We start from the raw sequence: 23234 nt of genomic DNA, 5'->3' as shown, positions 1-23234 counted from the left end.
CGCCGACGGGACGCTGACCGCGGCGGGGCCGGGGACATTCGCGTTTGCCCCGCCCGGTCTGGTTCGCTGGAGGGCATGCAGATGATCTGGGTCCTGATGGGGCTCGCCCTGGCCGCGGCCATGACGTTCCAGTTCGTACGGGCCAGGCGCGGCGGTGGCGGCCCGCGGCTGGTCGCGCCCGGCAGCCCCGACGCCGCCGACCCCGCGGACTACGGCTTCGCGCGCCAGGAGGACCTGGACATCCGGGTGCCGGGGCCGGACCGGGACCTGATGGACGCCCTGGAGAACGTCCAGCGCACCGGCAGCTGGAAGGCCGCGTCCGCGCTGCTCGCCGGGACCCCGAAGGACGGCGAACGGCGCTGGCAGCGGGTACAGGCCTTCGGCGGGGCGGCCGCGCTGGAGCTCGTACGGCAGCCCGGGACCGGCGCGGTCTGGCTCAAGGCGTGGCGCCTGGAGCAGGAGAAGGACGCGGGCGGCGCCCAGGTGCACGCGGAGCTGCTGGTGCAGCAGGCGTGGCGGCACTCGGGCGGGGTGGGCTCCGACGACCACCGGATCATCGTGGAGGAGGCCCGCGACGCCTGCCGCAGGGCCGCCCTGCTGGCCCCGGGCGACCCGGTCCCCTTCATCACGGAGCTGGCGGTCGCGCGGGCGCTGGGGTACTCGGAGGCCGAGTTCGACGCGCTGTGGGCCAAGGTGATGGACGTGGCCCCGGCCCACATGGGCGCGCACCTGGCGGCCCTGCAGTACTGGTGCGAGAAGTGGCACGGTTCGCGCGAGAAGGCCGACGCCTTCGCGCACGCGGCGGCGGCCCGCGCGCCGCAGGGCTCGCTCCTGGCGGCGCTCCCGCTCTTCGCGGTGTACGAGCACCTGCCGGACGTGGTCCTCGTGAGCAGCTTCTGGGAGAGCTCGGTCGTCACGCGGGCGGTGGAGGGCGCGCTGTACGCGGTGCACACGGCGCGGCCCGACGACCCGATGCTGGCGCACGTACGGCACCTGCTGCTGCTGTTCCTGGTGAACATGGAGCGGTGGGCGGAGGCGATGGAGCAGGTCCGGCACGTGGACGGCTGCGTGGGCGCCCTGCCGTGGTCGGCCTCGCAGGACCCGGCGGCCTCGTACGCGGTGTGCCGGGCCATGGCGGTGGCCGGCTACGAGGCCAACGGCGGCTCCCCGGCGACGCTCCCCCACTGACGGTCCGCGGAACGGGTCCGGGGGCCGGGAATCCCACCCGGCCCCTGCCCGTTGAGACACGTACAAGGAGGGAATCCCCATGTTCTCGTACCGCCGCACGCCCGAGCTGCCCACCCGCGAGGAGGCCCTGAAGGGCCGCGCCCACGCGCAGTTCTCCCTGCCCGAGCGCCACACGGTCCTCGGCAACCCGCTCGCCGGCCCCTACCCGGCGCACCTGGAGGTCGCCGACTTCGGCCTCGGCTGTTTCTGGGGCGCGGAGCGCAAGTTCTGGCAGACCCCGGGGGTGTGGACCACCCTCGCCGGCTACCAGGGCGGCTTCACCGAGAACCCGGAGTACGAGGAGGTGTGCTCGGGGCAGACCGGCCACACCGAGGTCGTCCGGGTGGTCTTCGACCCGGCGCTGGTCTCCTACGAGACGCTCCTGAAGCTGTTCTGGGAGTCCCACGACCCCACGCAGGGCTTCCGCCAGGGCAACGACGTCGGCACCCAGTACCGCTCGGCGCTCTACACCCACTCCCCCGCCCAGCAGGCCACGGCGGAGGCCTCCCGCGACGCCTACCAGCGGGTCCTCACCTCCTCCGGCTACGGCGAGATCACCACGGCCGTCCTCCCGGCCTCGGACCGCCCCTTCTGGCCGGCGGAGCCGTGCCACCAGCAGTACCTCGACAAGAACCCGGCGGGCTACTGCGGCATCGGCGGTACGGGCGTCTCCTGCCCGATCGGCATCGCCGGGGCGCCCGCGGAATGAGCGGCCCCCTCCTCCCCGACCCCGCGCACGAACGGCTGACCCGGCTCTGGCAGGCGCACCGGCCCGCCGGGCCGTGGCTGCCGTGGGATCTGAAGGCGGTGTACCAGGACCGCTGGGTGCGCTTCCACAGCCTGCCCGAGTCGAAGCGGTACGCGCAGGACGAGGCGGAGTACGCGGTCCTCCTCGACCGCTACAACACCGTCCTCGACGAGCTCTTCGGGGGCGGCGAGTGTTACGTGGTGACCACCGACTGGGCCGACCCGGCCGAGCCGACGCAGTGGTCGCACCACCGCCGTGCCCTCCACCCGGAGGGCACGGTGTGGACCACCCTGGGCGAAACCGACGACCCGGATCCGGAGTGCCACACCCGCTGGTACTTCTACGCCGACCGGCGCCGCTGGCAGCGCGGCGGCATCGACGCGCTGCTCCGCGCGGCCGCCGACGACAGCCTGCCCGGCGTCTTCGTCACGGACCCGGACCTCACCCGCATCCACCACCCGTACGACGGCGGCGCGGACGTCATCCTCCCCACCCCTGGGGAACGGGACCGGATGCGCGACCGGCACTCCGCCTGGCTGTCCGCACACCCTTCGGGCTACTGAGCCCGCCGGGGCCCGGGGGCCGGACGGGCCCCGGCCCCGGCGATCCGGACGGTGCGTCAGATCGTCGCGGCGTCGATGACGAAGCGGTAGCGGACGTCGCTGGCCAGCACCCGCTCGTACGCCTCGTTGACCTGCTCGGCGGCGATCACCTCGATCTCGGCGCCCAGACCGTGCCCGGCGCAGAAGTCCAGCATCTCCTGGGTCTCGGCGATGCCGCCGATCATCGAGCCGGCGAGGGTCTTGCGGCCGCCGATGACGGAGAACAGGTTCAGCGCGACCGGCTCCTCCGGGGCGCCGACGTTCACGAACGCGCCGCCGACCTTCAGCAGGCGCAGGTACTCGTCCAGCGGGAGCGGCGCCGAGACGGTGGAGAGGATCAGGTCGAAGCTGCCGGCGAGCTTCTCGAAGGTGGTCCCGTCGCTCGTCGCGTAGTAGTGGGAGGCGCCCAGCCGCAGGCCGTCCTCCTTCTTGCGCAGGCTCTGCGAGAGGACGGTGACCTCCGCGCCGAGTGCGTTCGCGATCTTCACGCCCATGTGGCCGAGGCCGCCGAGGCCGACGACGGCGACCTTCTTGCCGGGGCCCGCCTGCCAGTGGCGCAGCGGGGAGTAGAGGGTGATGCCGGCGCACAGCAGCGGCGCGGCGACGTCGAGGGCGAGGCCGTCGGGGATGCGGAGGGTGTAGTTCTCGTCGACGACGACGTGGGTGGAGTAACCGCCGTACGTGGGCTCGCCGTTCCTGTCGACGGCGTTGTACGTGCCGGTGATGCCCTCGGCGCAGTACTGCTCCCGGCCGGCGAGGCACTGCTCGCACGCGCGGCAGCTGTCGACGATGCAGCCGACGCCCACCCGGTCCCCGACCGCGAACCTGGTGACGCCCGGGCCGACTTCGGCGACGACGCCGGCGATCTCGTGGCCCGGGACCATGGGGAAGATGCCCTCGCCCCAGCCGTCGCGGGCCTGGTGGATGTCGGAGTGGCAGATGCCGGCGTACTTGATGTCGATGAGGACGTCGTGCTCGCCCACAGGGCGGCGCGGCACGGTGGTGCGCTCCAGCGGGGCCTTGGGGGCGGGGGCGGCGTAGGCGGCGACCTGGGTGACGGACATGGGGGTGCTCTTTCCTCGGACGAGGACGCCGGGCCGGCCCGATCGGCGGGCCGCGGCGTCCGTGCTGCGATGGACGCCACGATGCCGCGCCGCGGGCGGGTGACCCAGCCCCCTGCCGAACCTAGGACCGGTGAACCTACCCCTGGCGGGGTCAGGCTCGGCCCCGCGTCCGGACCCCCGGCGGGGATAATTTCGGTATGGACCACCTTGATCAGCGTGCCGAACTGGGAGAGTTCCTGCGGACCCGCCGGGCCCGTCTGCGCCCGGAGGACGTGGGCCTGCCCGACTACGGGCGCCACCGCCGGGTACCGGGGCTGCGCCGTGAGGAGCTGGCCCAGCTGGCCGGGGTTTCGGTGGCGTACTACACGCGCCTGGAGCAGGGGCACGGCCAGAACGTGTCCGCCGAGGTGCTGGACGCCATCGCGCGGGCGCTGCGCCTGGACGGCGCGGAGTCGGCGCACCTGAACCACCTGGCGAGCCCGCGGACCCGCAACCGGCGCAGCCGGGCCCGGCGGCCGCAGCAGGTCCGGCCGGGGCTGCGTTCGCTGCTGGAGGCGATGGACGGGGTGCCGGCGTACCTGGTGGGGCGGCGGCAGGACGTCATCGGCTGGAACCCGCTCGCCGCGGCGGTCTTCGGGGACTTCGGGGCGCTGCCGCCGGCCGAGCGGAACCTGGTGCGGCTGGTGTTCCTGGATCCGGCGACGGCGGAGCTGTACGCGGAGTGGGAGTGCAGGGCGTGCGAGGTGGTCAGCAACCTGCGCATGTACGCCGGCCAGTTCCCGGACGACGAGCAGCTCTCGGCGCTGGTGGGTGAGCTGTCGGTGAAGAACGAGGAGTTCCGGCGGCTGTGGGCGGCGCACACGGTGGCGGACAACAAGACGCACGGGGTGAAGCGGCTGCGGCACCCGCTGGTGGGTGAGCTGTCGCTGTCGTTCGAGACGCTGACGCTGCCGGACGACCCGGCGCAGTTCCTGGTGACGTACCACGCAGAGCCGGGCTCGCCCTCGGCGGACGCGTTGCGGATGCTGTCGTCCTGGACTGCGCCGTCGCCGAGCGCCGCCGCGTCGGCGGCGTCCACGTCGGCCACGTCGGCGGCGGCCGAGCAGCCGGGCTGAGGGGCGGGGAGCGGCCGGGCCGGGCCGGCTGCACGCGCCCCGCGTCCCGCGCCCGCCCCGCCGCCCCGCCCCACGCGTCAGAGCTTGAGCTGGAAGAGCCCCGCGTCGCGCTCGTGCCGGTAGCCGAGGGCTTCGTTCACGGCGCGCATCGGGGTGTTCTCGTCGGCCACGGTGGTGCCGACGCGGCGCAGCTCCGGGTGGCGGGCGGCGGCCTCGGCGAGCATCCGCAGCTTGACCGCCCGTCCCAGGCCGTGTCCCCGGTGCGCGGGGACGACGACGGTGTCGTACTGGAGGGCGCGCGGGCCGTGCGGGTCCGGCAGTACGAGCGCGGTGTACGCGGCGACCTCCCCGGCCGGGGTGACGGCCGCGACGACGGTGATGTCCCCGCCCCGGTCCAGGACCAGCTGCTGCGCGGCGTGCACCCGCTCGGGCGTCCAGGTCGGGAACTGCTCGTCGCTGTCGCCGCTCGGGGCGTCCTCCATGGCCGCGTGGGCGACGGCGGTGGCCGGGGCCCAGGCGTCGGGGACCAGGCCGGGCCAGGTCAGGAGCTCGTAGCCGGGAGTGTCGGGGACCTCGGGGGCGGCCTGCGGGAGTTCCTGGACGTACCAGCCGATCGGCAGCACGTTCTCGAAGCCGAGGGACTCGGCGAAGGCCTGGCCGGGGCCGCCGATGTCGGCGACGGTGGCGACGGAGGTGCGGCCCTGCTCCCGCAGTTCCTCACGGATCCGCTGCCACAGGGCCGTGCCCACCCCCCGCCGGCGCGCGTCGGGCCGTACGGTCAGCTCCTCCAGGAACGCGGTGTGCGTGTTGCCCGGTTCGGTGAAGAGCATCAGGGACGCGTGCCCGTCGCCGTCCTCGGTGACCCAGTGGCACAGCCGGCCGCGGACGGGTGTCACGCGCAGCCGCCCGGCGGCCTCCACCCGGGCGGGCGGGGGCAGGCCGGGCAGGGCCGCGGCGTCGGAGGCGTGGGCGGCGACCTGGACCGCCCACCAGGCGTCCACCTCGTCGTCGGTCGGGGGAACGGACAGCATGTGGATCTTCGTCATACCCGGACCCTAGGCCGTGCCCGACCGGTCCGTTCAGGGGTTTTCGGTGATGGTCACCCTGCCGTGCCGGATGGTTGCCAGGCGGGGTGCCCGGCGGGCGAGGGCGCTGTCGTGGGTGACCATCACGAAGGTCAGCCCGTGCTCCTTCCAGAGCCCTTCCAGCAGGTCCATGATCTCGTCGCGCATGGATTCGTCGAGGTTGCCGGTGGGCTCGTCGGCGAGGAGCACCTTGGGCTTCTTGACGAGTGCCCGCGCGATGGCGACGCGCTGCTGCTGGCCGCCGGACATCTCGCCGGGCAGGTGGCCCATCCGCTCGCCCAGCCCCACCGACTCCAGGGCCTCGGCGGCCCGTGCGCGCCGCTCGCCGGCCTTCAGGCCGAGGGGGACGAGGGCCGTCTCGACGTTCTCCTGGGCGGTGAGCGTCGGGATGAGGTTGAAGGACTGGAAGACGAAGCCGATGTTCTCGGCGCGGACCCGGGTCAGGCGGGCCTCGGAGACGGTGGCCAGGTCGAGTCCGTCGAGGACGACCTGTCCCGTCGTGGGCCGGTCGAGCGCGCCGAGCATCTGGAGCAGGGTGGACTTGCCGCCGCCGGTGGGTCCCTGGATGACGAGCCGGCCGCCGTCCTCGATGGTCAGGTCGACGCCGGCGAGCGCGTCGATGGTTTCCTTGCCGCGCCGGTAGCGCTTGGTGACTCCGGTGAGCTGGTACATCTGGTTCCCTCGGTTGCTGTGGAGGTACGCGGCCACGTGCGTGGCCCGTACGGACGGGCGCGGACGGGCGCGCCGGCGTCGGTGGCCGGCGCGGGCCGCCGTGCGGGCTACTCGACGCGGCGCAGGGCGTCCGCGGGCCGCAGCCGGGAGGCGCGCCAGCCGCCGAAGCCGCCCGCGACGAGGCCTCCGGCCACCGCGAGGGCGACGGCCAGGCCGATGGTGGCGAGCGAGACGGGAGCGGTGAGCGCCACGTCCACGGCCTTTCCGGCCGCCTGGCGGGCGGCGCCGCCGAACATCCGGCCTCCGCCGCGCCCCCCGCGGCCGCCGCCCCCGCCCGCGAGCTGCGCGGTGAGGCTGGGGCTGACGGCGGTGATCGCGTAGGCGGCGGCGAGTCCGACGCCGATCCCGAGCACTCCGCCGATCAGGCCGTTGACCAGGGCTTCTCCGGCGACCTGGCGGGTGACGCGGCTGCTCTTCCAGCCGAGCGCCTTGAGGGTGCCGAACTCCCTGACCCGGCGGGAGACGGCGGAGGAGGTGAGCAGGCCGGCGACGAGGAAGGCCGCGGCGAGGACGGCGTACGAGAGCCAGGTGCCGACGGTGGAGGCCAGCGAGGAGGCCGTGGAGAGGGAGCCGGAGACGGTGTCCGCGAGGTCGGCGGAGGTGGTGACCGTGGTGTCGGGGACGTTCTTCTGGATGGCCTGCTTGACGGAGCCGATGGCCTGGGAGTCCTTCGCCTGGACGTAGACCGTGGTGATCTTGTCGGCCGCCCCGGCCAGGGTCTGGGCCTGCTTGAGCGGGACGTAGACGTTGGCGGTGGCGTCGCCGCTGTCGGCGGTGGCGATGCCGATGACCTTGAACGGGGTGTTCTTGATGGTCAGCGTGGCGTCCACGGCGAGCTTGTTCTGGCTCGCGTACGCGCTGTCCACGACGGCGACGGCGGTGTCCGTTTCGCCGGCCTGGAAGGTGCGACCGGAGGTGATCTTGGAGGTGGTGAGCGGGCCGAGCGCGGGGTGCGCCACGTCCGCACCGTAGACGGAGAAGGAGTTGACGTCGAAGTTCGCACCGCCGCCCTCGACCGTCCCGCCCTGGCCGGCGCCCGCGCCGCCCTGGCCGCCCGCCCCGCCGCGGCCGCCGCCGTTGCCGCCGTTGCCGCCGCCCTGGGAGTGCCGCAACTCGCCCCGCTTGAACTGGCCGTTGACCTTCATCACCTGGAGGCTGAGGCCGCCCACCGCCTGCGCGACCCCGTTCTGGCCGGACACCTTGCCGACCGTGGCCGCGTCGAGGGTCTGGAAGCCCTGCGGCATCACGATGTCGTGGCTCTGCTCGGCGTCGGCGTTCGCGTCGCCGTCGCCCTTGGCGTCGAACTGGAAGCGGGGCCTGCCGGGTTGCCCGTTCTCGCCCGGCGGGGTCTGGGCCTTGGTGACGGTCATGTCCGTGCCGAGGCCGTAGAGCGACTGGAGGACCTTGCCCTGGGCGGCGTTCATGCCCGCCGAGACGGAGGTGACCACGATGACGAGGGCGATGCCGAGGGCGAGCCCGGAGGCGACGACGAGCGCGGCCTTCCGGCGGCGGCGCAACTCGCGCCGGAGGTAGGTGAAGAACATGCGGCCGAAATTAGGCGGCACCCCTGATGGCCGGATAAGGCCAGGGTAAGAGTCCCATGAGAAGAAAAGACGGACGGCGGGGAGCCCGTGTGGGGCTTCCCGCCGTCCGTCTCACGCGTCGGACCAGGTCGGTTCGGCTCAGGCCGAGGGACCGGCCTTCCACTCCGCCCAGCTCATGTTCCAGCCGTTGAGGCCGTTGTCGGGCTTGATGGTCTTGTCCGGGGAGTTCGTCACCGTGACCACGTCGCCGATGAGCGAGTTGTCGAAGAACCAGGAACCGGCGGTGTCCGGGTCGTTGGCGCCCTTGGTGTCGTTCAGACCGACACAGCCGTGGCTGGTGTTCACGCTGCCGAAGATCGAGTCCGATCCCCAGTAGTTGCCGTGGATGAAGGTGCCCGACTCGGACAGCCGCATCGCGTGCGGAACGTCCTTGATGTCGTACTCGCCCTTGCCCTCACTGTTCTTGAAGCCGACAGTGGAGCCGTCCATCCGGGTCTCCTTGAACTTCTCGGAGATCACCATCTGACCGTTGTAGGTCGGGTTCTCCGGGGAGCCCGCCGAGATCGGGATGGTCTTGAGGACCTGCCCGTCGCGGGTGACCGTCATCTTCTTGGTCTTCGTGTCGACCGTGGAGACCTGGCTCCGGCCGATCTTGAAGGTGACGGTCTTGTTCTGGACGCCCTGGATGCCGGGAGCACCCTGCACGCCCTCCAGCGCCAGCTTCAGCGTGACGGTGGAGTTCGCCTGCCAGTACTGCTCCGGACGGAAGTCCAGGCGCTGGTTGCCGAACCAGTGGCCGACGACTTCCTGGCCGCTGGTGGAGGAGACCGTGATGGCCGCCTGCACGGCCTTCATGTCCTTGATCGGCTTGTTGAAGGTGATCGACACGGGCATGCCCACGCCGACCGTCTCGCCCTCGTCCGGGATGAACGAGCCGACGTAGCTGTTCTCCGGGGAGACCGTCGTGAAGGAGGTGTTCTCGTGCGCCTCGCGCCCGGCCTCGTCCTTCGCGGTCGCCGCGAGGGTGTACTTCGTCGAGCGCTTCAGCGCGCCGTCCGGCTTCCAGCTCTTGCCGTCGGCGGAGATCTTGCCCGCGACGGCCCCGCCCTCCGTGGACTTGAGCTCGACCTTGGTGAGCTTTCCGTCGCTGACGGTGACGTTCGTGGCGTCGTTCAGGCCGACGTTGGTCGCGCCGCCCTTGGGCGTGATGGCTATTCGGGCCTTGGAGGTGTCCTTGGCCGCCGCGGCGTCCACATCCGCCTGCGACTTGCCCGTGTCCGCGCCGCCCTTTGCCTTCTCGTCGCCCGCGTCGTTACAGGCCGAAAGCATCAGTACGCCACCGAGCACGGCGGACACGGCCACCAGGGACCTTCGCCGCCGCTTGCTGTACGTCCTCACACGTCACTCCATCGTTGCCGGAAACCCCGAGGCTGCATTCCCGGGATCGGGCCGGGCAGGGGAGATCAACCCCCCTGCTCGTCCTGACAACGCGTTACGACGTGGAACGGTTCCACATTCCGTTCGGATGTGTGCAACCCCACGGTCAGGCGTTGTCGGCCTCTTCCTCGAAGTCACCATCTTCCTCGCCCAGGTCCCACTCCAGCGACTCGGGGTCGTATTCGACCGGTTCGCTGCTCCAAGAGGCCTGCGCCAGCTCGACTCCCGCCAGTTCCGCGACCAGGTCGGTGGGGTCCACCAGGTAGGCCAGCGCCTCGCATTCGTCCTCGCGCACGGCCGACTCGGCGTGGCCGCGCTCCTCGTCCGGCATGAACTCGTCGGCCTTGATGTGCCCGAGGGCGGCGCCGATCAGGGCGTCCGAGTCGGACACTTCGAGGACCAAATCCACCCGAAGCCGTACGTATCGTGATGTCTCAGAAGGGTTCATACGACGGAGAGTAAGCCCGCGACAGCCTCGACTTTCCCACGACCCGCCCCTTTCACTAGCATCTGCCCACACGGCCAATTCGCTGCTTCCGCAAGGGGGATCGCACCGTGTCCGCACCTCGACCGCTGCTCACCGCTCTCGGAGCGACCACCCTCCTCGCCGCCCTCTGGTTCGTCCCCTCGGCGAACGCCACGGCGCCCGGACATCCGGCGGGCTCCTCCGGCGCACCCGCCGCCGCCAACACGGGCACCGTCACCGCCGCCGACACCGGCACGGTCACCGCCGCCGACACCGGCACGGTCACCAGTACCGACACAGGTACGGATACGGGCGCCGGCGTCGGCACCGGCACCACCGGCACCGGCACCGGCACCGGCACCGGCACCGGCACCGGCAGCCTCGCCGGTGTCAGCGAGGCGGAGCCGGCCTCCGTCGTCACCCTCTCGCTCGCCGACACCGGCAGCACCGACACCACCCCGTACGTGGTCGGCGGCACGCTCTGCCTCGGCCTCGGGGCCGGCTTCGTGGCCTTCTCCGTACGCCGCTCCCGCAGCCTGTAGACCGCGCGTACGGCGCCGTACGCGAAAGGGCCGCGCCCCCGGGGATCGGATCCCCGGGGGCGCGGCCCTCGTACGACTGCGGCGGCGGACCGCCGGATCAGGCCAGCGGGCCCGTCACCGGCTCCACGGCCGCCACGAGACCGCCCGCGCGCACGAAGGCGTCGGCGGCGGCCAGGTCGGGGGCGAGGAAACGATCCGGCCCGGGACCCTCCACGCCCGCCTCCCGCGCCGCGGCGATCGCGGCGCGGCTGGCCGGCGCCGGGGTGAGGCCGTGGCGCAGCTCGATGGCCCGGGTGGCCGCGTAGAGCTCGATGGCGATGATCCGGGTCAGGTTGTCGATCGCGGTACGCAGCTTGCGCGCGGCCGACCACCCCATGGAGACGTGGTCCTCCTGCATGGCGGAGGAGGGGATCGAGTCGGCGGAGGCCGGAACGGCCAGCCGCTTCATCTCGCTGACCAGGGCGGCCTGCGTGTACTGGGCGATCATCAGACCGGAGTCCACACCGGCGTCGTCCGCCAGGAACGGCGGCAGGCCGTGGCTGCGGTTCTTGTCGAGGAGGCGGTCGGTGCGGCGCTCGGCGATGGAGCCGAGGTCGGCGGCGGCGATGGCCAGGAAGTCCAGCACGTAGGCGACGGGCGCGCCGTGGAAGTTGCCGTTGGACTCCACGCGTCCGTCGGGCAGCACCACCGGGTTGTCGACGGCGGAGGCCAGTTCGCGGGAGGCGACCAGGGCGGCGTGCGCCATGGTGTCGCGGCCCGCGCCGGCGACCTGCGGGGCGCACCGCACGGAGTAGGCGTCCTGGACGCGCGGGGCGGACTCCTCCTGGAAGTGCCCGGTGAGACCGGAGCCCTTGAGCACGGCGGCCATGTTGGCGGCGGAGGCGCCCTGGCCGGGGTGCGGGCGGATGGCGTGCAGCTCGGGCTGGAGCACCTTCTCGGTGCCGAGCAGCGCCTCCAGGGTGAGGGCGGCGGTGATGTCGGCGGACTTGTAGAGCCGGTCGAGGTCGGCGAGGGCCATGACCAGCATGCCGAGCATGCCGTCGGTGCCGTTGAGGAGGGCGAGGCCCTCCTTCTCCCGCAGCTCGACGGGCTCGATGCCGTACTCGGCGAGCAGTTCGCCGGCGGGGCGGACGGTGCCGTCCGGCCCCTCGGCGTCGCCCTCGCCCATCAGCGCGAGCGCGCAGTGCGAAAGGGGGGCCAGGTCGCCGGAGCAGCCGAGGGAGCCGTACTCGTGGACGACGGGGGTGATCCCGGCGTTGAGCACGTCGGCCATGGTCTGGGCGACGGAGGGACGCACCCCGGTGTGCCCGGAGGCCACCGTCTTCAGGCGCAGGAACATCAGGGCGCGCACGACCTCCCGCTCGACGCGCGGGCCCATGCCGGCGGCGTGCGAGCGGACGATGTTGCGCTGGAGCTGCGCGCGCAGCTCGGGGCTGATGTGACGGGAGGCGAGGGCGCCGAACCCGGTGGAGACCCCGTAGACGGGTTCGGGCTTGGCGGCGAGCGCGTCGACGATCTCGCGAGCGCGGGCGAGGGCGTCCAGGGCCTCGCCGGACAGCTCGATCCGCGCGTTGCCTCGGGCGACTGCGATGACGTCCTCGGCGGTGGTCCCGGACGTTCCCACCACGACAGTGTGCATATCCATATTCAGCACCCTACGGACTGAATCCCTTCATGTCACTAGCCAACATTGTCACGATCGCGCCCGCCCGCCGCCCCTTACCCGGAGCGGATCACTGGCGGCCGCGGAAGCGGCGCCGCTCCCCCGGGGCCTCGCGCGCGGCGGCCGCGTCGGCGAGCCGCACCACGGCCGTGTCCCGGCCCGCCACCACCGGCTGCGCCGAGCGCGCGGCCTTCGCCTTGTACTGGGCGGCGTCCGCCAGCCGGAAGAGCCGGCGCGAGGACCTGACCGGCCCGATCGGGTCCCCGGTGGACGCGACCCCGCAGGCCACCCCTTCGCCCAGCTCCAGTTCGGCGGCGCGCACGCACACCTCCTCGGTCACCCGGACCACCTCGTCGGCCGAGGGCCCCACGCTCACCAGGCAGAACTCGTCGCCGCCCAGCCGGGCGACCAGCGTGCCCGCCAGCATGGCCCCGCACAGGCTCAGCACCGAGCCGAACCGCTCCAGCAGCCGGTCGCCCATGGCGTGCCCGAGGGTGTCGTTGACCTTCTTGAGGCCGTTGAGGTCGCAGACGACCAGGCTCACCACCGTTCCGGCGCGCCGGTGTTCCTCCAGGGCCTCGTCGAGCCGCATGTCGACGGCCCGCCGGTTCGCGAGCCCGGTCAGCGGGTCGGTGAAGGCCAGCCTGCGCGCCTCCTCCAGCCGTTCGTTCTGCGCGAGTCCGGCCGCGACCACCGCCGCGAGGACCGCCGCGAACTCGGCGTCGTCGTCGTCGAAGTCGGGCAGCCCCTCGTCCCGGGCGACGTACAGCTCGCCCCAGGCCCGCCCGCTGAGCACGATCGGCGCGACCACGCAGCTGCCGCGCCCGCGCCGGCGCAGGGCCTCGCCCCGGCGGCCCGGCCGGTCGCCGACCGCGCTCTCGACCCAGGCGTGCGGCCCGCCCCCGCCCGCCCAGCGTTCGTGCAGGAACTCGGTGATCTCCGGGAAGTCGTGCACCGGATAGGACTCGTCCTCCGGGAACTCCTCCTCCCCGGCCCGCCGTTCCCCCTCGTTGACGAGCACCCGCAGCCGGCCCCGCTCGCGCTCCCACGCGGAGATGGCGGCGAAGGACCCGTCCATCGCCACCCGTGCGCCCCGGGCGGCGGCCCGGACGCTGTCCCGCGGCGCGCAGGCAGCCGCCATGGCCTGCGCGAGGCCCACGACGGCCCGAAGCCGCCCGTCAACTCCCATCGCCCCAGGTTAGGGGGTTTGTCAGATTTAGTGACAGTTGGCGCGCATTTCCGCAATCATACGGTCACAGCGCGTGACGACGGCGGGCGGGCGAGCGGGGCCCTACTCCCCCGGCCAGTTCGGCTTGCGCTTCTCGTTGAACGCCGCCACGCCCTCGGCCCGGTCCCCGGAGAAGGCCACCGTGCGCCAGGCCGCGTCCTCGATCTCCAGTCCGGCCGCCAGGTCCATCCCGTGACCCAGCCGCAGCGCCCGCTTGGCCGCGCGCAGCCCGACGGGGGAGTTCGCCGCCATCGCCGCCGCCAGCTCCAGGGCCCGCGTCCGGTCCTCGCCCACCGGGGCCAGCGAGTCCACCAGGCCCAGGGAGAGCGCCTCCGCGGCCTCCACCCGCCGGGCCGTGAAGATCAGCTCGGCCGCCCGGGCCGCCCCGACCCGCCGGGGCAGCAGCTGCGTACCGCCGCCGCCGGGGATCACGCCGACCGACACCTCGGGCAGGCCGACCACCGCCGTCTCGTCGGCCACGATCACGTCACAGGCCAGCGCCAGCTCGAAGCCGCCGCCCAGCGCGAAGCCGTGCACCGCGGCGACGGTCGGCATCGGCAGCTCCAGCACGCCGCCGTAGGCCCCCCGGGTGGTGGGCCGCTGCCGCACCAGCTCGGCGTCCGAGAAGGAGTTGCGCTCCTTGAGGTCCGCGCCCACGCAGAAGGCCCGCTCATGGGTGGAGGAGAGCACGACCACCCGTACCGAGGCGTCGGCGGCGAGCGCCGCGCAGGCCGCCCCGATGGACCGCGCCATCTCCGTGGAAACGGCGTTCATCGCCTTGGGCCGGTCCAGCACCAGCTCGGCGACGGCTCCGCCGTCACCATGGCGCCGCACCGCGACGAACTCCCCGTACCGGACCTCGTCCACAGCCACGCCACCCTCTCGGTTAACGAACGTTACCCGGGGATCTTAGGCGTCCTGCGCGTCAGCGACCAGGGCTCCACGACACCGAGACCGCGGACCGGCCGCTGCCACATCGGCTGGAGCGCGAAACGGTACGAGCCGCCGCCCTCCTCGGCCTCGGCGCCCTTCTCCGACTTCGGCGCGGCTCCGGTCCGGCTCAGCTCCTCGGCCATCGCCCCGTCCACCAGCACGGCGTCCTTCGGGGCTATGGAGGTCAGCCGCGAGGCGAGGTTCACGGTCGTGCCGAACACGTCGCCCATCCGGGTCGTCACGGTCCCGAAGGCGATCCCGACCCGCAGCTCCGGCATCTGGGGATCGGCCTCCATCGTCTCGATCAGCCGCAGCGCGATCTCCGCCGCCGTCGCCGAGTCGTCTGCGCAGTACAGCACCTCGTCGCCGAGGGTCTTGATGAGCCGGCCGCCGTGCGCCGCCACCAGGTCCGCGGCCGTGGTCTCGAAGGCCTCGACCAGCTCGCCGAGCTCCTCCTCCTCCAGCCGGCGCGTCAGCCGGGTGAAGCCCACCAGGTCCGCGAATCCCACCGCGAGCCTGCGGTCGACCATCTCCTCGTCGTCCGCGACCTGCACGACCCGGCCGGTGGCGGCCGCGAGCTGGCGGCGCCACACGTAGACGAGGAACTCCTCCAGCTCCGGCAGCAGCAGCTCGACCAGCGGGTACGTCACCTCGGTACGGGTCATGCCGGGCTCGGGCGGCTCCGTCAGGCCCTCCAGGAAGGAATCGATCTGCCACTCCGCCAACCGGGCGGTGGTCTGCCCGGTGGACCGGGCCACCTGCACGGCCATCGGCTCGCTGAGCAGCCCCGCCTCCACGAGACCGGCCAGGCGGCGCAGCGCCAGCACGTCGGCCTCCGTCAGCGCGCGCGCCTGCCCGATGTCCGCGAAGCCCATGGCCCGCCAGAAGCGCGAGGCCAGCTCCATCGACACCCCGGCGCTGCGGGCGGCCTGGAAGGGCGTGTAGCGCCGCTCGGCGCCCAGGATCAGCTGCTCCAGCCGGATCGCGAGCGGGTCGGCCGTGGGCTGGGCGGTGTGGTCCACCTCGTGCATCGGGGTGTGCTGGTCGCGCCCGATCGGCGTCCCGGGCCCCGAGCCGGAGCCGCTCCCCGGGCCCGGACCGGACCCGGACGCGCTGGACGTAGAGTCGTCGACGGTCAAGGGCCGCCTCCTGTCCATTCCGTGCGCACTGCGAAACCGGGTGATCACCGCGGGACCGCGATCGCCTAAACCATACGGCAGGTGTGCCGTAGCTCACTCCCCCACAATTTTGGGGTTCCTCCTCGCCTCCGGGGCGCCGAATGCCGGACGGGGCCTCCCGCACCGGCCCGGATCCGGCCCCGCCGGCGTTCGAGGCGCGGGGATCCGGGGCCGGAGCCCCGGGACGGCGGCCCACCGGGCCCGGCGCCGGAGCGGGTGGCTCCGGCGCCTGTCCCGCCGCCACGGCGGCCCGCGTCAGCGCACGGAGCGCAGGTGCACCACGTCGCCCGCGCCCACCGCCTCCCGCTCCTCCTCCGGCGTCCGGATCACCAGCCGCCCGTCCACGTCCACCGCTTCGGCCGTTCCGGTGAGGGAGCGCCCGCCGGGCAGCTCTGCGCGGACGTGCCGGCCCAGGGTCGCGCAGCCCGCCGCGTACGCCTCCTGGAGGCCGCTCTCGGCCGGGTCCCCGCCGGCCGCGCGCCAGCGCCCGTACCACTCCTCCAGTGTCCGCAGCACCGCCTTGAGCAGCGGCTCCCGGTCCGTCACCGTCGCCTTCGCCAGCAGCAGCGACCCCGCCGCCGGCACCGGCAGCTCGTCCTCGGTCAGCGTGACGTTGAGCCCGATCCCGACCACGACCCCGTCCGCGACCCGCTCCGCGAGGATCCCGGCGGCCTTGCGCTCCTCCCCGTCCACCGTGACCAGCAGGTCGTTGGGCCATTTCAGGGAGGTGTCCACGCCCGCCGCCCGGGACAGACCCTGCGCGGCGGCCACCCCGGCCAGCAGGGTCAGCCATCCCCACCGCTCCTGCGGCACCTCCTCCCCGGGCTTGAGCAGGACGGAGAAGAACAGCCCCGACCGCGCCGGAGCCGTCCAGCTGCGGTCCAGGCGGCCCCGCCCGGCGGTCTGCTCCTCGGCGACCAGCACGGCCCCCTCCGGCAGGTCCGCGGCCCTCCCGGCGAGGTCGGTGTTGGTGGAGCCGGTGGCGGGGACCACCTCCAGGGAGGTCCACAGGCCGCCCTCGACGACGAGGGCCCGGCGCAGGGCGGCGGCGTTGAGGGGAGGCCGGTCCAGGCTCGACCAGCGTCCCGCGGAGGGTCCGGCTGCTGCATCTGATGGCGTCATGCAAGCCACATTAGGTGTGTCAAACGCCGCACTGCCGAGCGCCATGCCCGCCGATACGCTACGCACCAGTAGCCAGCAGCAGTCAATCAATTGACCAGGCAGTTGACACCACACAGGGAGCCGCGACCCCGATGTCCCAACCCTCAGAGCCGATCGACATGCACACGACCGCGGGCAAGCTCGCGGACCTGCGGCGCCGCGTCGAGGAAGCCACCCACGCCGGTTCCGCGCGGGCCGTCGAGAAGCAGCACGCCAAGGGCAAGCTGACGGCGCGTGAGCGCGTCGCGCTGCTGTTGGACGAGGGGTCCTTCGTAGAGCTGGACGAGTTCGCCCGGCACCGCTCCACCAGCTTCGGCCTGGAGAAGACCCGCCCCTACGGCGACGGCGTCGTCACCGGCTACGGCACGGTGGACGGCCGCCCGGTGGCGGTGTTCTCGCAGGACTTCACCGTCTTCGGCGGAGCCCTCGGCGAGGTCTACGGCCAGAAGATCATGAAGGTCATGGACTTCGCGCTGAAGACCGGCTGCCCCCTCGTCGGCATCAACGACTCCGGCGGCGCCCGCATCCAGGAGGGCGTCAGCGCGCTCGGCATGTACGGCGAGATCTTCCGCCGCAACGTGCACGCGTCCGGCGTGATCCCGCAGATCAGCCTGATCGTCGGCCCCTGCGCCGGCGGTGCCGTGTACTCCCCGGCGATCACCGACTTCACCGTCATGGTCGACCAGACCTCGCACATGTTCATCACCGGCCCGGACGTCATCAAGACGGTCACCGGCGAGGACGTCGGCTTCGAGGAGCTGGGCGGTGCGCGCACCCACAACTCCACCTCGGGCGTGGCGCACCACATGGCGGGCGACGAGAAGGACGCCATCGAGTACGTCAAGTCCCTGCTGGCGTACCTGCCGTCGAACAACCTCTCCGAGCCGCCCTCCTTCCCGGAGGAGGCGGACACCGAGGTCTCGGACTCCGACCTCGAACTCGACACGCTGATCCCCGACAGCGCGAACCAGCCGTACGACATGCACACCGTGATCGAGCACGTGCTGGACGACGGCGAGTTCCTGGAGACGCAGTCGCTGTTCGCCCCGAACATCCTCACCGGCTTCGGCCGCGTCGAGGGCCACCCCGTGGGCATCGTCGCCAACCAGCCGATGCAGTTCGCCGGCTGCCTGGACATCAACGCCTCCGAGAAGGCGGCGCGGTTCGTGCGGACCTGCGACGCCTTCAACGTGCCGGTGCTGACGTTCGTCGACGTCCCGGGCTTCCTGCCGGGCACCGACCAGGAGTACAACGGCATCATCCGGCGCGGCGCGAAGCTGATCTACGCCTACGCCGAGGCCACCGTCCCCCTGATCACCGTCATCACCCGCAAGGCCTTCGGCGGCGCCTACGACGTCATGGGCTCCAAGCACCTCGGCGCCGACCTGAACCTGGCCTGGCCCACCGCGCAGATCGCCGTCATGGGCGCGCAGGGCGCGGTGAACATCCTGCACCGGCGCACGATCGCCGAAGCGGGGGAGAATGAGGTCGAGGAGGTGCGCGCCCGGCTGATCGCCGAGTACGAGGACGCGCTGCTCAACCCCTACACGGCGGCCGAGCGCGGTTACATCGACGCGGTGACCATGCCGTCCGAGACCCGCGCCCACGTGGTCAAGGGGCTGCGCCAGCTGCGGACCAAGCGGGAGTCCCTGCCTCCGAAGAAGCACGGCAACATCCCCCTCTAGGCCCCCCGAGGAGCTCACAGTGATGATCAAGGTCGTCAAGGGCAACCCGACCCCCGAGGAGCTGGCCGCCGCACTGGCGGTGGTCCAAGCGCGCGCGGCGGCGCTGGCCTCGGCCCCGTCGGGCGCGCCCCGGGTCCCGGACGAGTGGGCCGCTCCGCGCCGGGTGGCGCGGCACCGGCTGCCGCAGCCCGGTCCGCGCGCGTGGGGCCGTACGTACTGGCCCGGCCAGCACTGACGGAGCCGGCCGCGGGACGGCCGGGCGAAGGCCGGGCGCCCCGAAGATGGCGCGAACGGACGGTGGCGCCTGAGTACGAGTACTCAGGCGCCACCGGCGTCCCGGGGCAAGGATCGGAGCATGCTCTGGTCAGACCCGAAGAACGAGCCGCCGAAGGACATGCGCGACGCCCAGGCGATGCTCAGGCGGCTGCTCGTCGTGCTCGCCCTCGCGATGGTCGTCGGGGTGTACGTGCTCGGCATCGCCCCCTTCTAGGGGGACGGCCCGGTGGCACGGCCGCGGCCGCCCTACGATGGCCCCCATGACCGTAGAGCCACAGCGCACGCTCGTCCTCGCCTCCGCCTCCCCCGCCCGGCTGAACCTGCTGCGGCAGGCCGGGCTGGCCCCGCACGTGATCGTCAGCGGGTTCGACGAGGACACCCTCAGCCACGACGAGCCGGCCGGTCTGGCGCTGGCCCTGGCCGAGGCCAAGGCGGGTGTGGTGGCGGGCCTGGCGGAGGCCGCGGGCGCGCTGGTGATCGGCTGCGACTCCGTGCTGGAGCTGGACGGCGAGGCCCTGGGCAAGCCGGCCGACGCGGCGGAGGCCACGGCCCGCTGGAAGGCGATGCGCGGACGCGCCGGGGTGCTGCGCACGGGGCACTGCGTGATCGACACGACGACCGGGCGTCAGGTCTCGGCCACCGCTTCGACGACGGTCCGCTTCGGCGAGCCGTCGGACGCGGAGGTGGCGGCCTACGTGGCGAGCGGCGAGCCGCTGCACGTGGCCGGGGCGTTCACCCTGGACGGGCTGTCGGCTCCGTTCATCGACGGCATCGACGGGGACCACGGCAACGTCATCGGCCTGTCGATGCCCCTGCTGCGCTCCCTGCTGGGCGAACTGGACGTGTCCATCACGGACTTGTGGGCCTGAGCCCCTCGACGCGTCCCGGCTCGTCCCGGTCCCCGGCGTAGAGCGTCAGGGTCAGGACGAGCAGACAGAGGATCACCATCGCCGCCGTGAAGGCTCCCCAGCCGACGAGCGCCGCGGCGATGGCGCCGAGCAGTACGTGGGCCAGGGCGGCGGCGATCAGCACGACGCGGGCGAAGCGGCCGGGCGGGCGGTCCCGCAGCGCCGTCAGGGCGAGCAGGACGGCGCCCAGCAGGAAGAAGGCGCCGATGGCCGCCCCCAGCCCGTAGGTCGCCTTGCTCATGAGGTCCGGATCGCTGCCGGCGATGGACATCGACTGGTTCGCGGTGGTCCGCCCGAGCACGAGGTGGACGAGCACCAGAACCGCGGCTTCCGCGACGAGCGCGAGCGCGCCCAGCCCGGCCACGAGTCTGCGCAGCACGACGCCCCCATCCCCCGCACACCACAAGTGTGTTCGACGCACTGGAGGCTACTAACGAGTAAACCTCCGGACAAGAGGTCGGGGCGGCTTCGTTACGGGAGCCCTCCGTGACGGCTCTCACTCAAAGAATGCATAGGCCGTTCGTAGGGACTCGACAAAGAATCAGCGGGGGCCGCTGACCCGCCGAACAGAGACCTGCACTGTGCAACGGGGTTACTGTGCAGTCGGGGATCTCCCTGACCTGGGGCGACACAAGGGCTTTCGCGCCAGAGGGACGCTCGCATCACGCTCTGTGTGGGCAAGCTCACCACCGGGGAAGGGTCGAAAGGCCGTGTCGGCTGTCCCTAAACTCAGCTTGTTTCAAGGAGGGAGCCATCGTGCGCAAGGTGCTCATCGCCAACCGTGGCGAAATCGCTGTCCGCGTTGCTCGGGCCTGCCGGGATGCCGGGATCGCGAGCGTAGCCGTCTACGCCGATCCGGACCGGGACGCCCTGCACGTCCGCGCGGCAGACGAAGCTTTCGCGTTGGGCGGTGACACCCCGGCCACCAGCTACCTCGACATCGCGAAGGTCCTGCAGGCCGCCGCCGACTCCGGAGCGGACGCCATCCATCCCGGATACGGCTTCCTGTCCGAGAACGCGGACTTCGCCCAGGCCGTCATCGACGCGGGCCTGACCTGGATCGGCCCGCCGCCGCAGGCCATCCGCGACCTCGGCGACAAGGTCGCCGCCCGGCACATCGCCCAGCGCGCCGGCGCCCCGCTGGTCGCGGGCACCCCCGACCCGGTGTCCGGGTCCGACGAGGTCGTCGCCTTCGCGCGGGAACACGGCCTGCCGATCGCGATCAAGGCCGCCTTCGGCGGTGGCGGCCGCGGCCTGAAGGTCGCCCGCACCCTCGAAGAGGTACCGGAGCTCTACGACTCCGCCGTCCGCGAGGCCGTCGCCGCCTTCGGCCGCGGCGAGTGCTTCGTCGAGCGCTACCTCGACAAGCCGCGCCACGTGGAGACCCAGTGCCTGGCCGACAGTCACGGCAACGTGGTCGTCGTCTCCACCCGCGACTGCTCCCTCCAGCGGCGTCACCAGAAGCTCGTCGAGGAGGCCCCCGCGCCGTTCCTGAGCGAGGCCCAGAACGCCGAGCTGTACGCCGCCTCCAAGGCGATCCTCAAGGAAGCCGGCTACGTCGGCGCCGGCACGGTCGAGTTCCTCGTCTCCGCCGACGGCCTGATCTCCTTCCTGGAGGTCAACACCCGCCTCCAGGTGGAGCACCCGGTCACCGAAGAGGTCGCCGGCATCGACCTGGTCCGCGAGATGTTCCGCATCGCCGACGGCGAGGAGCTCGGCTACGGCGACCCCGTCCTGCGCGGCCACTCCTTCGAGTTCCGCATCAACGGCGAGGACCCGGGCCGCGGCTTCCTGCCCGCGCCGGGCACCGTCACCAAGTTCGCCGCGCCCACCGGTCCCGGCGTGCGCCTGGACACCGGCGTCGAGTCGGGCTCGGTCATCGGCCCCGCCTGGGACTCCCTGCTGGCCAAGCTGATCGTCACCGGTGCCACCCGTGAGCAGGCCCTCCAGCGGGCCGCCCGCGCCCTGGCCGAGTTCGAGGTCGAGGGCATGGCCACCGCCATCCCCTTCCACCGCGCGGTCGTCGCCGACCCCGCCTTCGCGCCCACCGACGGCAGCCCCTTCACGGTCTTCACCCGCTGGATCGAGACCGAGTTCGTCAACGAGATCCCGGCCTTCGTCGTACCGGCGGCCGAGGACACCGAGGACGAGCCGGGCCGCGAGACCGTGGTCGTCGAGGTCGGCGGCAAGCGCCTGGAGGTCTCCCTCCCGTCCTCGCTGGGCATGACCCTGGCCCGCACCGCCGCCGCGGGCGGGGCGAAGCCCAAGCGCCGCGCCGCCAAGAAGTCCGGCCCGGCCGCCTCGGGCGACACCCTCGCCTCCCCGATGCAGGGCACCATCGTCAAGGTGGCCGTCGAGGAGGGACAGCAGGTCAACGAGGGCGACCTCGTCGTCGTCCTGGAGGCCATGAAGATGGAGCAGCCCCTCAACGCGCACCGCTCGGGCACCATCGTGGGCCTGAACGCCGAGGTCGGCGCCTCCCTCACCTCCGGCGCCACCATCTGCGAGATCAAGGACTGACGTCCGGGACCGCACCGCGCAACGAGGACGAGGCCCCGCCCGGCTGACCGGGCGGGGCCTCGTCGTCGTCCGGACCGTCCGGGCGGTGCACGGCGGGCCACCCTGGCGGGAGCCGCCCGGCGGACACCGTCCGGCAACGGTCCGGGGTCAGCGGCGCCGCATGTCCGCGACGCGCGCCCGTTCGCCGGCCTGCTGCTCCAGCATCGAGGCGGGAGCGCTGCGCAGCCGGTCGGTGGGGCCGCCGCGCCGTTGGACCGGCAGGGGGGACTCCCGGCGGGGCCTGCGCCCCTGCATGCCGTCCCCGCCCGGGGCTCCGCCGTGACCCCCGCCGGAGGCCGCCGAGGAGCCCGCCACGGTGATCTGCACGCCCTGGTCGGCCAGCGCCTGGAGCTCGGTGGCGGCCCGGTCGTCGTGGGGCGGCGGCTCGTCCGTCACCAGCCGCGTCATGATGTCCGTGGGCACGGTCTGGAACATGGTGTCGGTGCCGAGCTTCGTGTGGTCGGCGAGCACCACCACCTCGGCCGCGGCCTGCACCAGCGCCCGGTCCACGCTCGCGGAGAGCATGTTGGAGGTGGACAGCCCCCGTTCGGCGGTCAGCCCGCTCCCGGACAGGAAGGCCCGGGACACCCGCAGCCCCTGGAGGGACTGTTCGGCCCCGCTGCCGACGAGGGCGTAGTTGGACCCGCGCAGGGTGCCGCCGGTCATCACCACCTCGACCCGGTTGGCGTGGGCCAGCGCCTGGGCGACGAGCAGCGAGTTGGTGACGACGGTGAGACCGGGCACCCGGGCGAGCCGGCGGGCCAGCTCCTGGGTGGTCGTCCCCGCGCCGACGACCACGGCCTCGCCCTCTTCGACCAGGCCGGCCGCGACATCGGCGATGGCGGTCTTCTCCGCCGTCGCGAGGTGGGACTTTTGCGGAAAGCCGGACTCCCGCGTGAAACCGCCCGGCAAGACCGCACCGCCGTGCCGGCGGTCGAGGAGTCCTTCTGCCTCCAGTGCCCGCACGTCCCGCCGTACGGTCACTTCGGAGGTCTGGACGACGCGGGCGAGCTCCCGGAGCGATACCGCTCCGTTGGCCCGCACCATTTCGAGGATCAATTGGCGACGTTCTGCAGCGAAC

23 protein-coding genes are annotated in these 23234 nt (G+C 72.8%); 10 read left to right on the top strand and 13 right to left on the bottom strand.

Features of this window, described 5'->3' with window-relative positions; translation table 11 throughout:
* Positions 1 to 75 precede the first annotated feature (75 nt).
* From ACZ5D2_RS22735 to ACZ5D2_RS22725, 3 genes are all read left to right on the top strand, one after another.
* Entirely contained in the window at positions 76 to 1188 is a 1113-nt protein-coding gene (locus ACZ5D2_RS22735; protein ID WP_371676956.1) for a hypothetical protein, read from the top strand.
* Between the two features lie 79 nt (positions 1189 to 1267).
* Positions 1268 to 1936, top strand: a complete 669-nt coding sequence (msrA, locus tag ACZ5D2_RS22730) for a peptide-methionine (S)-S-oxide reductase MsrA (RefSeq protein ID WP_468931456.1) — start codon at positions 1268 to 1270, stop codon at positions 1934 to 1936.
* A complete protein-coding gene (locus ACZ5D2_RS22725; protein ID WP_468931453.1) occupies positions 1933 to 2538 on the top strand; it encodes a DUF3885 domain-containing protein in 606 nt (201 codons plus the stop codon). The genes msrA and ACZ5D2_RS22725 overlap by 4 nt, the downstream gene beginning before the upstream one ends.
* 56 nt (positions 2539 to 2594) lie before the next feature.
* Here the strand turns inward: ACZ5D2_RS22725 and ACZ5D2_RS22720 are convergent, their stop codons facing one another.
* A complete protein-coding gene (locus ACZ5D2_RS22720) occupies positions 2595 to 3641 on the bottom strand; it encodes an NAD(P)-dependent alcohol dehydrogenase (RefSeq protein WP_468931451.1) in 1047 nt (348 codons plus the stop codon).
* 197 nt (positions 3642 to 3838) lie between these two features.
* Here ACZ5D2_RS22720 and ACZ5D2_RS22715 point away from each other — a divergent pair, with 197 nt between their 5' ends.
* Complete coding sequence (locus tag ACZ5D2_RS22715) at positions 3839 to 4756, top strand: helix-turn-helix transcriptional regulator (RefSeq protein ID WP_371676960.1); 918 nt, start codon at positions 3839 to 3841, stop codon at positions 4754 to 4756.
* 77 nt (positions 4757 to 4833) lie between these two features.
* Here the strand turns inward: ACZ5D2_RS22715 and ACZ5D2_RS22710 are convergent, their stop codons facing one another.
* From ACZ5D2_RS22710 to ACZ5D2_RS22690, 5 genes are all read right to left on the bottom strand, one after another.
* Positions 4834 to 5802, bottom strand: coding sequence for a GNAT family N-acetyltransferase (locus ACZ5D2_RS22710; RefSeq protein ID WP_468931448.1), 969 nt, complete (start codon positions 5800 to 5802; stop codon positions 4834 to 4836).
* A 33-nt stretch (positions 5803 to 5835) separates the two neighbouring features.
* On the bottom strand, positions 5836 to 6513 hold the full coding sequence (locus tag ACZ5D2_RS22705) for an ABC transporter ATP-binding protein (protein WP_371676963.1): 678 nt from the start codon (positions 6511 to 6513) through the stop codon (positions 5836 to 5838).
* A gap of 107 nt (positions 6514 to 6620) precedes the next feature.
* A complete protein-coding gene (locus tag ACZ5D2_RS22700; protein ID WP_371676964.1) occupies positions 6621 to 8117 on the bottom strand; it encodes an ABC transporter permease in 1497 nt (498 codons plus the stop codon).
* A 138-nt stretch (positions 8118 to 8255) separates the two neighbouring features.
* The gene (locus ACZ5D2_RS22695) at positions 8256 to 9515 is read right to left on the bottom strand and encodes a L,D-transpeptidase (RefSeq protein WP_371676965.1); all 1260 of its coding nucleotides are present in this window, start codon (positions 9513 to 9515) and stop codon (positions 8256 to 8258) included.
* 145 nt (positions 9516 to 9660) lie between these two features.
* The gene (locus ACZ5D2_RS22690; RefSeq protein ID WP_371676966.1) at positions 9661 to 9945 is read right to left on the bottom strand and encodes a hypothetical protein; all 285 of its coding nucleotides are present in this window, start codon (positions 9943 to 9945) and stop codon (positions 9661 to 9663) included.
* Positions 9946 to 10109: 164 nt separating this feature from the next.
* Here ACZ5D2_RS22690 and ACZ5D2_RS22685 point away from each other — a divergent pair, with 164 nt between their 5' ends.
* Positions 10110 to 10562, top strand: coding sequence for an LPXTG cell wall anchor domain-containing protein (locus ACZ5D2_RS22685; RefSeq protein ID WP_468931442.1), 453 nt, complete (start codon positions 10110 to 10112; stop codon positions 10560 to 10562).
* A 97-nt stretch (positions 10563 to 10659) separates the two neighbouring features.
* Here ACZ5D2_RS22685 and hutH read toward each other — a convergent pair whose 3' ends face one another.
* The 5 genes from hutH to ACZ5D2_RS22660 form a co-directional block, all read right to left on the bottom strand.
* Complete coding sequence (hutH, locus tag ACZ5D2_RS22680; protein WP_371681174.1) at positions 10660 to 12201, bottom strand: histidine ammonia-lyase; 1542 nt, start codon at positions 12199 to 12201, stop codon at positions 10660 to 10662.
* Between the two features lie 94 nt (positions 12202 to 12295).
* Positions 12296 to 13414, bottom strand: coding sequence for a GGDEF domain-containing protein (locus ACZ5D2_RS22675; protein ID WP_371676968.1), 1119 nt, complete (start codon positions 13412 to 13414; stop codon positions 12296 to 12298).
* Between the two features lie 102 nt (positions 13415 to 13516).
* The gene (locus ACZ5D2_RS22670) at positions 13517 to 14320 is read right to left on the bottom strand and encodes an enoyl-CoA hydratase/isomerase family protein (RefSeq protein WP_468931512.1); all 804 of its coding nucleotides are present in this window, start codon (positions 14318 to 14320) and stop codon (positions 13517 to 13519) included.
* A gap of 29 nt (positions 14321 to 14349) precedes the next feature.
* Complete coding sequence (locus ACZ5D2_RS22665; RefSeq protein ID WP_371676969.1) at positions 14350 to 15525, bottom strand: adenylate/guanylate cyclase domain-containing protein; 1176 nt, start codon at positions 15523 to 15525, stop codon at positions 14350 to 14352.
* Positions 15526 to 15819: 294 nt separating this feature from the next.
* Positions 15820 to 16686, bottom strand: a complete 867-nt coding sequence (locus tag ACZ5D2_RS22660; protein ID WP_371676970.1) for a biotin--[acetyl-CoA-carboxylase] ligase — start codon at positions 16684 to 16686, stop codon at positions 15820 to 15822.
* Between the two features lie 131 nt (positions 16687 to 16817).
* Here ACZ5D2_RS22660 and ACZ5D2_RS22655 point away from each other — a divergent pair, with 131 nt between their 5' ends.
* The 4 genes from ACZ5D2_RS22655 (at position 16818) to ACZ5D2_RS22640 (ending at position 19555) form a co-directional block, all read left to right on the top strand.
* Positions 16818 to 18410: an acyl-CoA carboxylase subunit beta gene (locus ACZ5D2_RS22655; RefSeq protein ID WP_371676971.1), complete on the top strand. Its 1593-nt coding sequence runs from the start codon at positions 16818 to 16820 to the stop codon at positions 18408 to 18410.
* A gap of 22 nt (positions 18411 to 18432) precedes the next feature.
* On the top strand, positions 18433 to 18645 hold the full coding sequence (locus ACZ5D2_RS22650; RefSeq protein WP_371676972.1) for an acyl-CoA carboxylase epsilon subunit: 213 nt from the start codon (positions 18433 to 18435) through the stop codon (positions 18643 to 18645).
* Positions 18646 to 18765: 120 nt separating this feature from the next.
* Positions 18766 to 18900, top strand: a complete 135-nt coding sequence (mmpB, locus tag ACZ5D2_RS22645; RefSeq protein WP_256462239.1) for a morphogenic membrane protein MmpB — start codon at positions 18766 to 18768, stop codon at positions 18898 to 18900.
* 37 nt (positions 18901 to 18937) lie between these two features.
* The gene (locus ACZ5D2_RS22640; protein ID WP_371676973.1) at positions 18938 to 19555 is read left to right on the top strand and encodes a nucleoside triphosphate pyrophosphatase; all 618 of its coding nucleotides are present in this window, start codon (positions 18938 to 18940) and stop codon (positions 19553 to 19555) included.
* Here the strand turns inward: ACZ5D2_RS22640 and ACZ5D2_RS22635 are convergent.
* Positions 19536 to 19973: a hypothetical protein gene (locus ACZ5D2_RS22635; protein WP_371676974.1), complete on the bottom strand. Its 438-nt coding sequence runs from the start codon at positions 19971 to 19973 to the stop codon at positions 19536 to 19538. The genes ACZ5D2_RS22640 and ACZ5D2_RS22635 overlap by 20 nt on opposite strands.
* A gap of 377 nt (positions 19974 to 20350) precedes the next feature.
* Here ACZ5D2_RS22635 and ACZ5D2_RS22630 point away from each other — a divergent pair, with 377 nt between their 5' ends.
* Positions 20351 to 22114: an acetyl/propionyl/methylcrotonyl-CoA carboxylase subunit alpha gene (locus ACZ5D2_RS22630; protein ID WP_371676975.1), complete on the top strand. Its 1764-nt coding sequence runs from the start codon at positions 20351 to 20353 to the stop codon at positions 22112 to 22114.
* Between the two features lie 147 nt (positions 22115 to 22261).
* Here ACZ5D2_RS22630 and ACZ5D2_RS22625 read toward each other — a convergent pair whose 3' ends face one another.
* Positions 22262 to 23200, bottom strand: a complete 939-nt coding sequence (locus tag ACZ5D2_RS22625) for a DeoR/GlpR family DNA-binding transcription regulator (protein WP_371681175.1) — start codon at positions 23198 to 23200, stop codon at positions 22262 to 22264.
* Positions 23201 to 23234: the final 34 nt, after the last annotated feature.

The sequence above is a fragment of the Streptomyces sp. NPDC031479 genome, from assembly GCF_055581065.1.
Note: the sequence above shows the minus strand (reverse complement) of the source record. Positions and strands in the feature narration are given on the sequence as shown.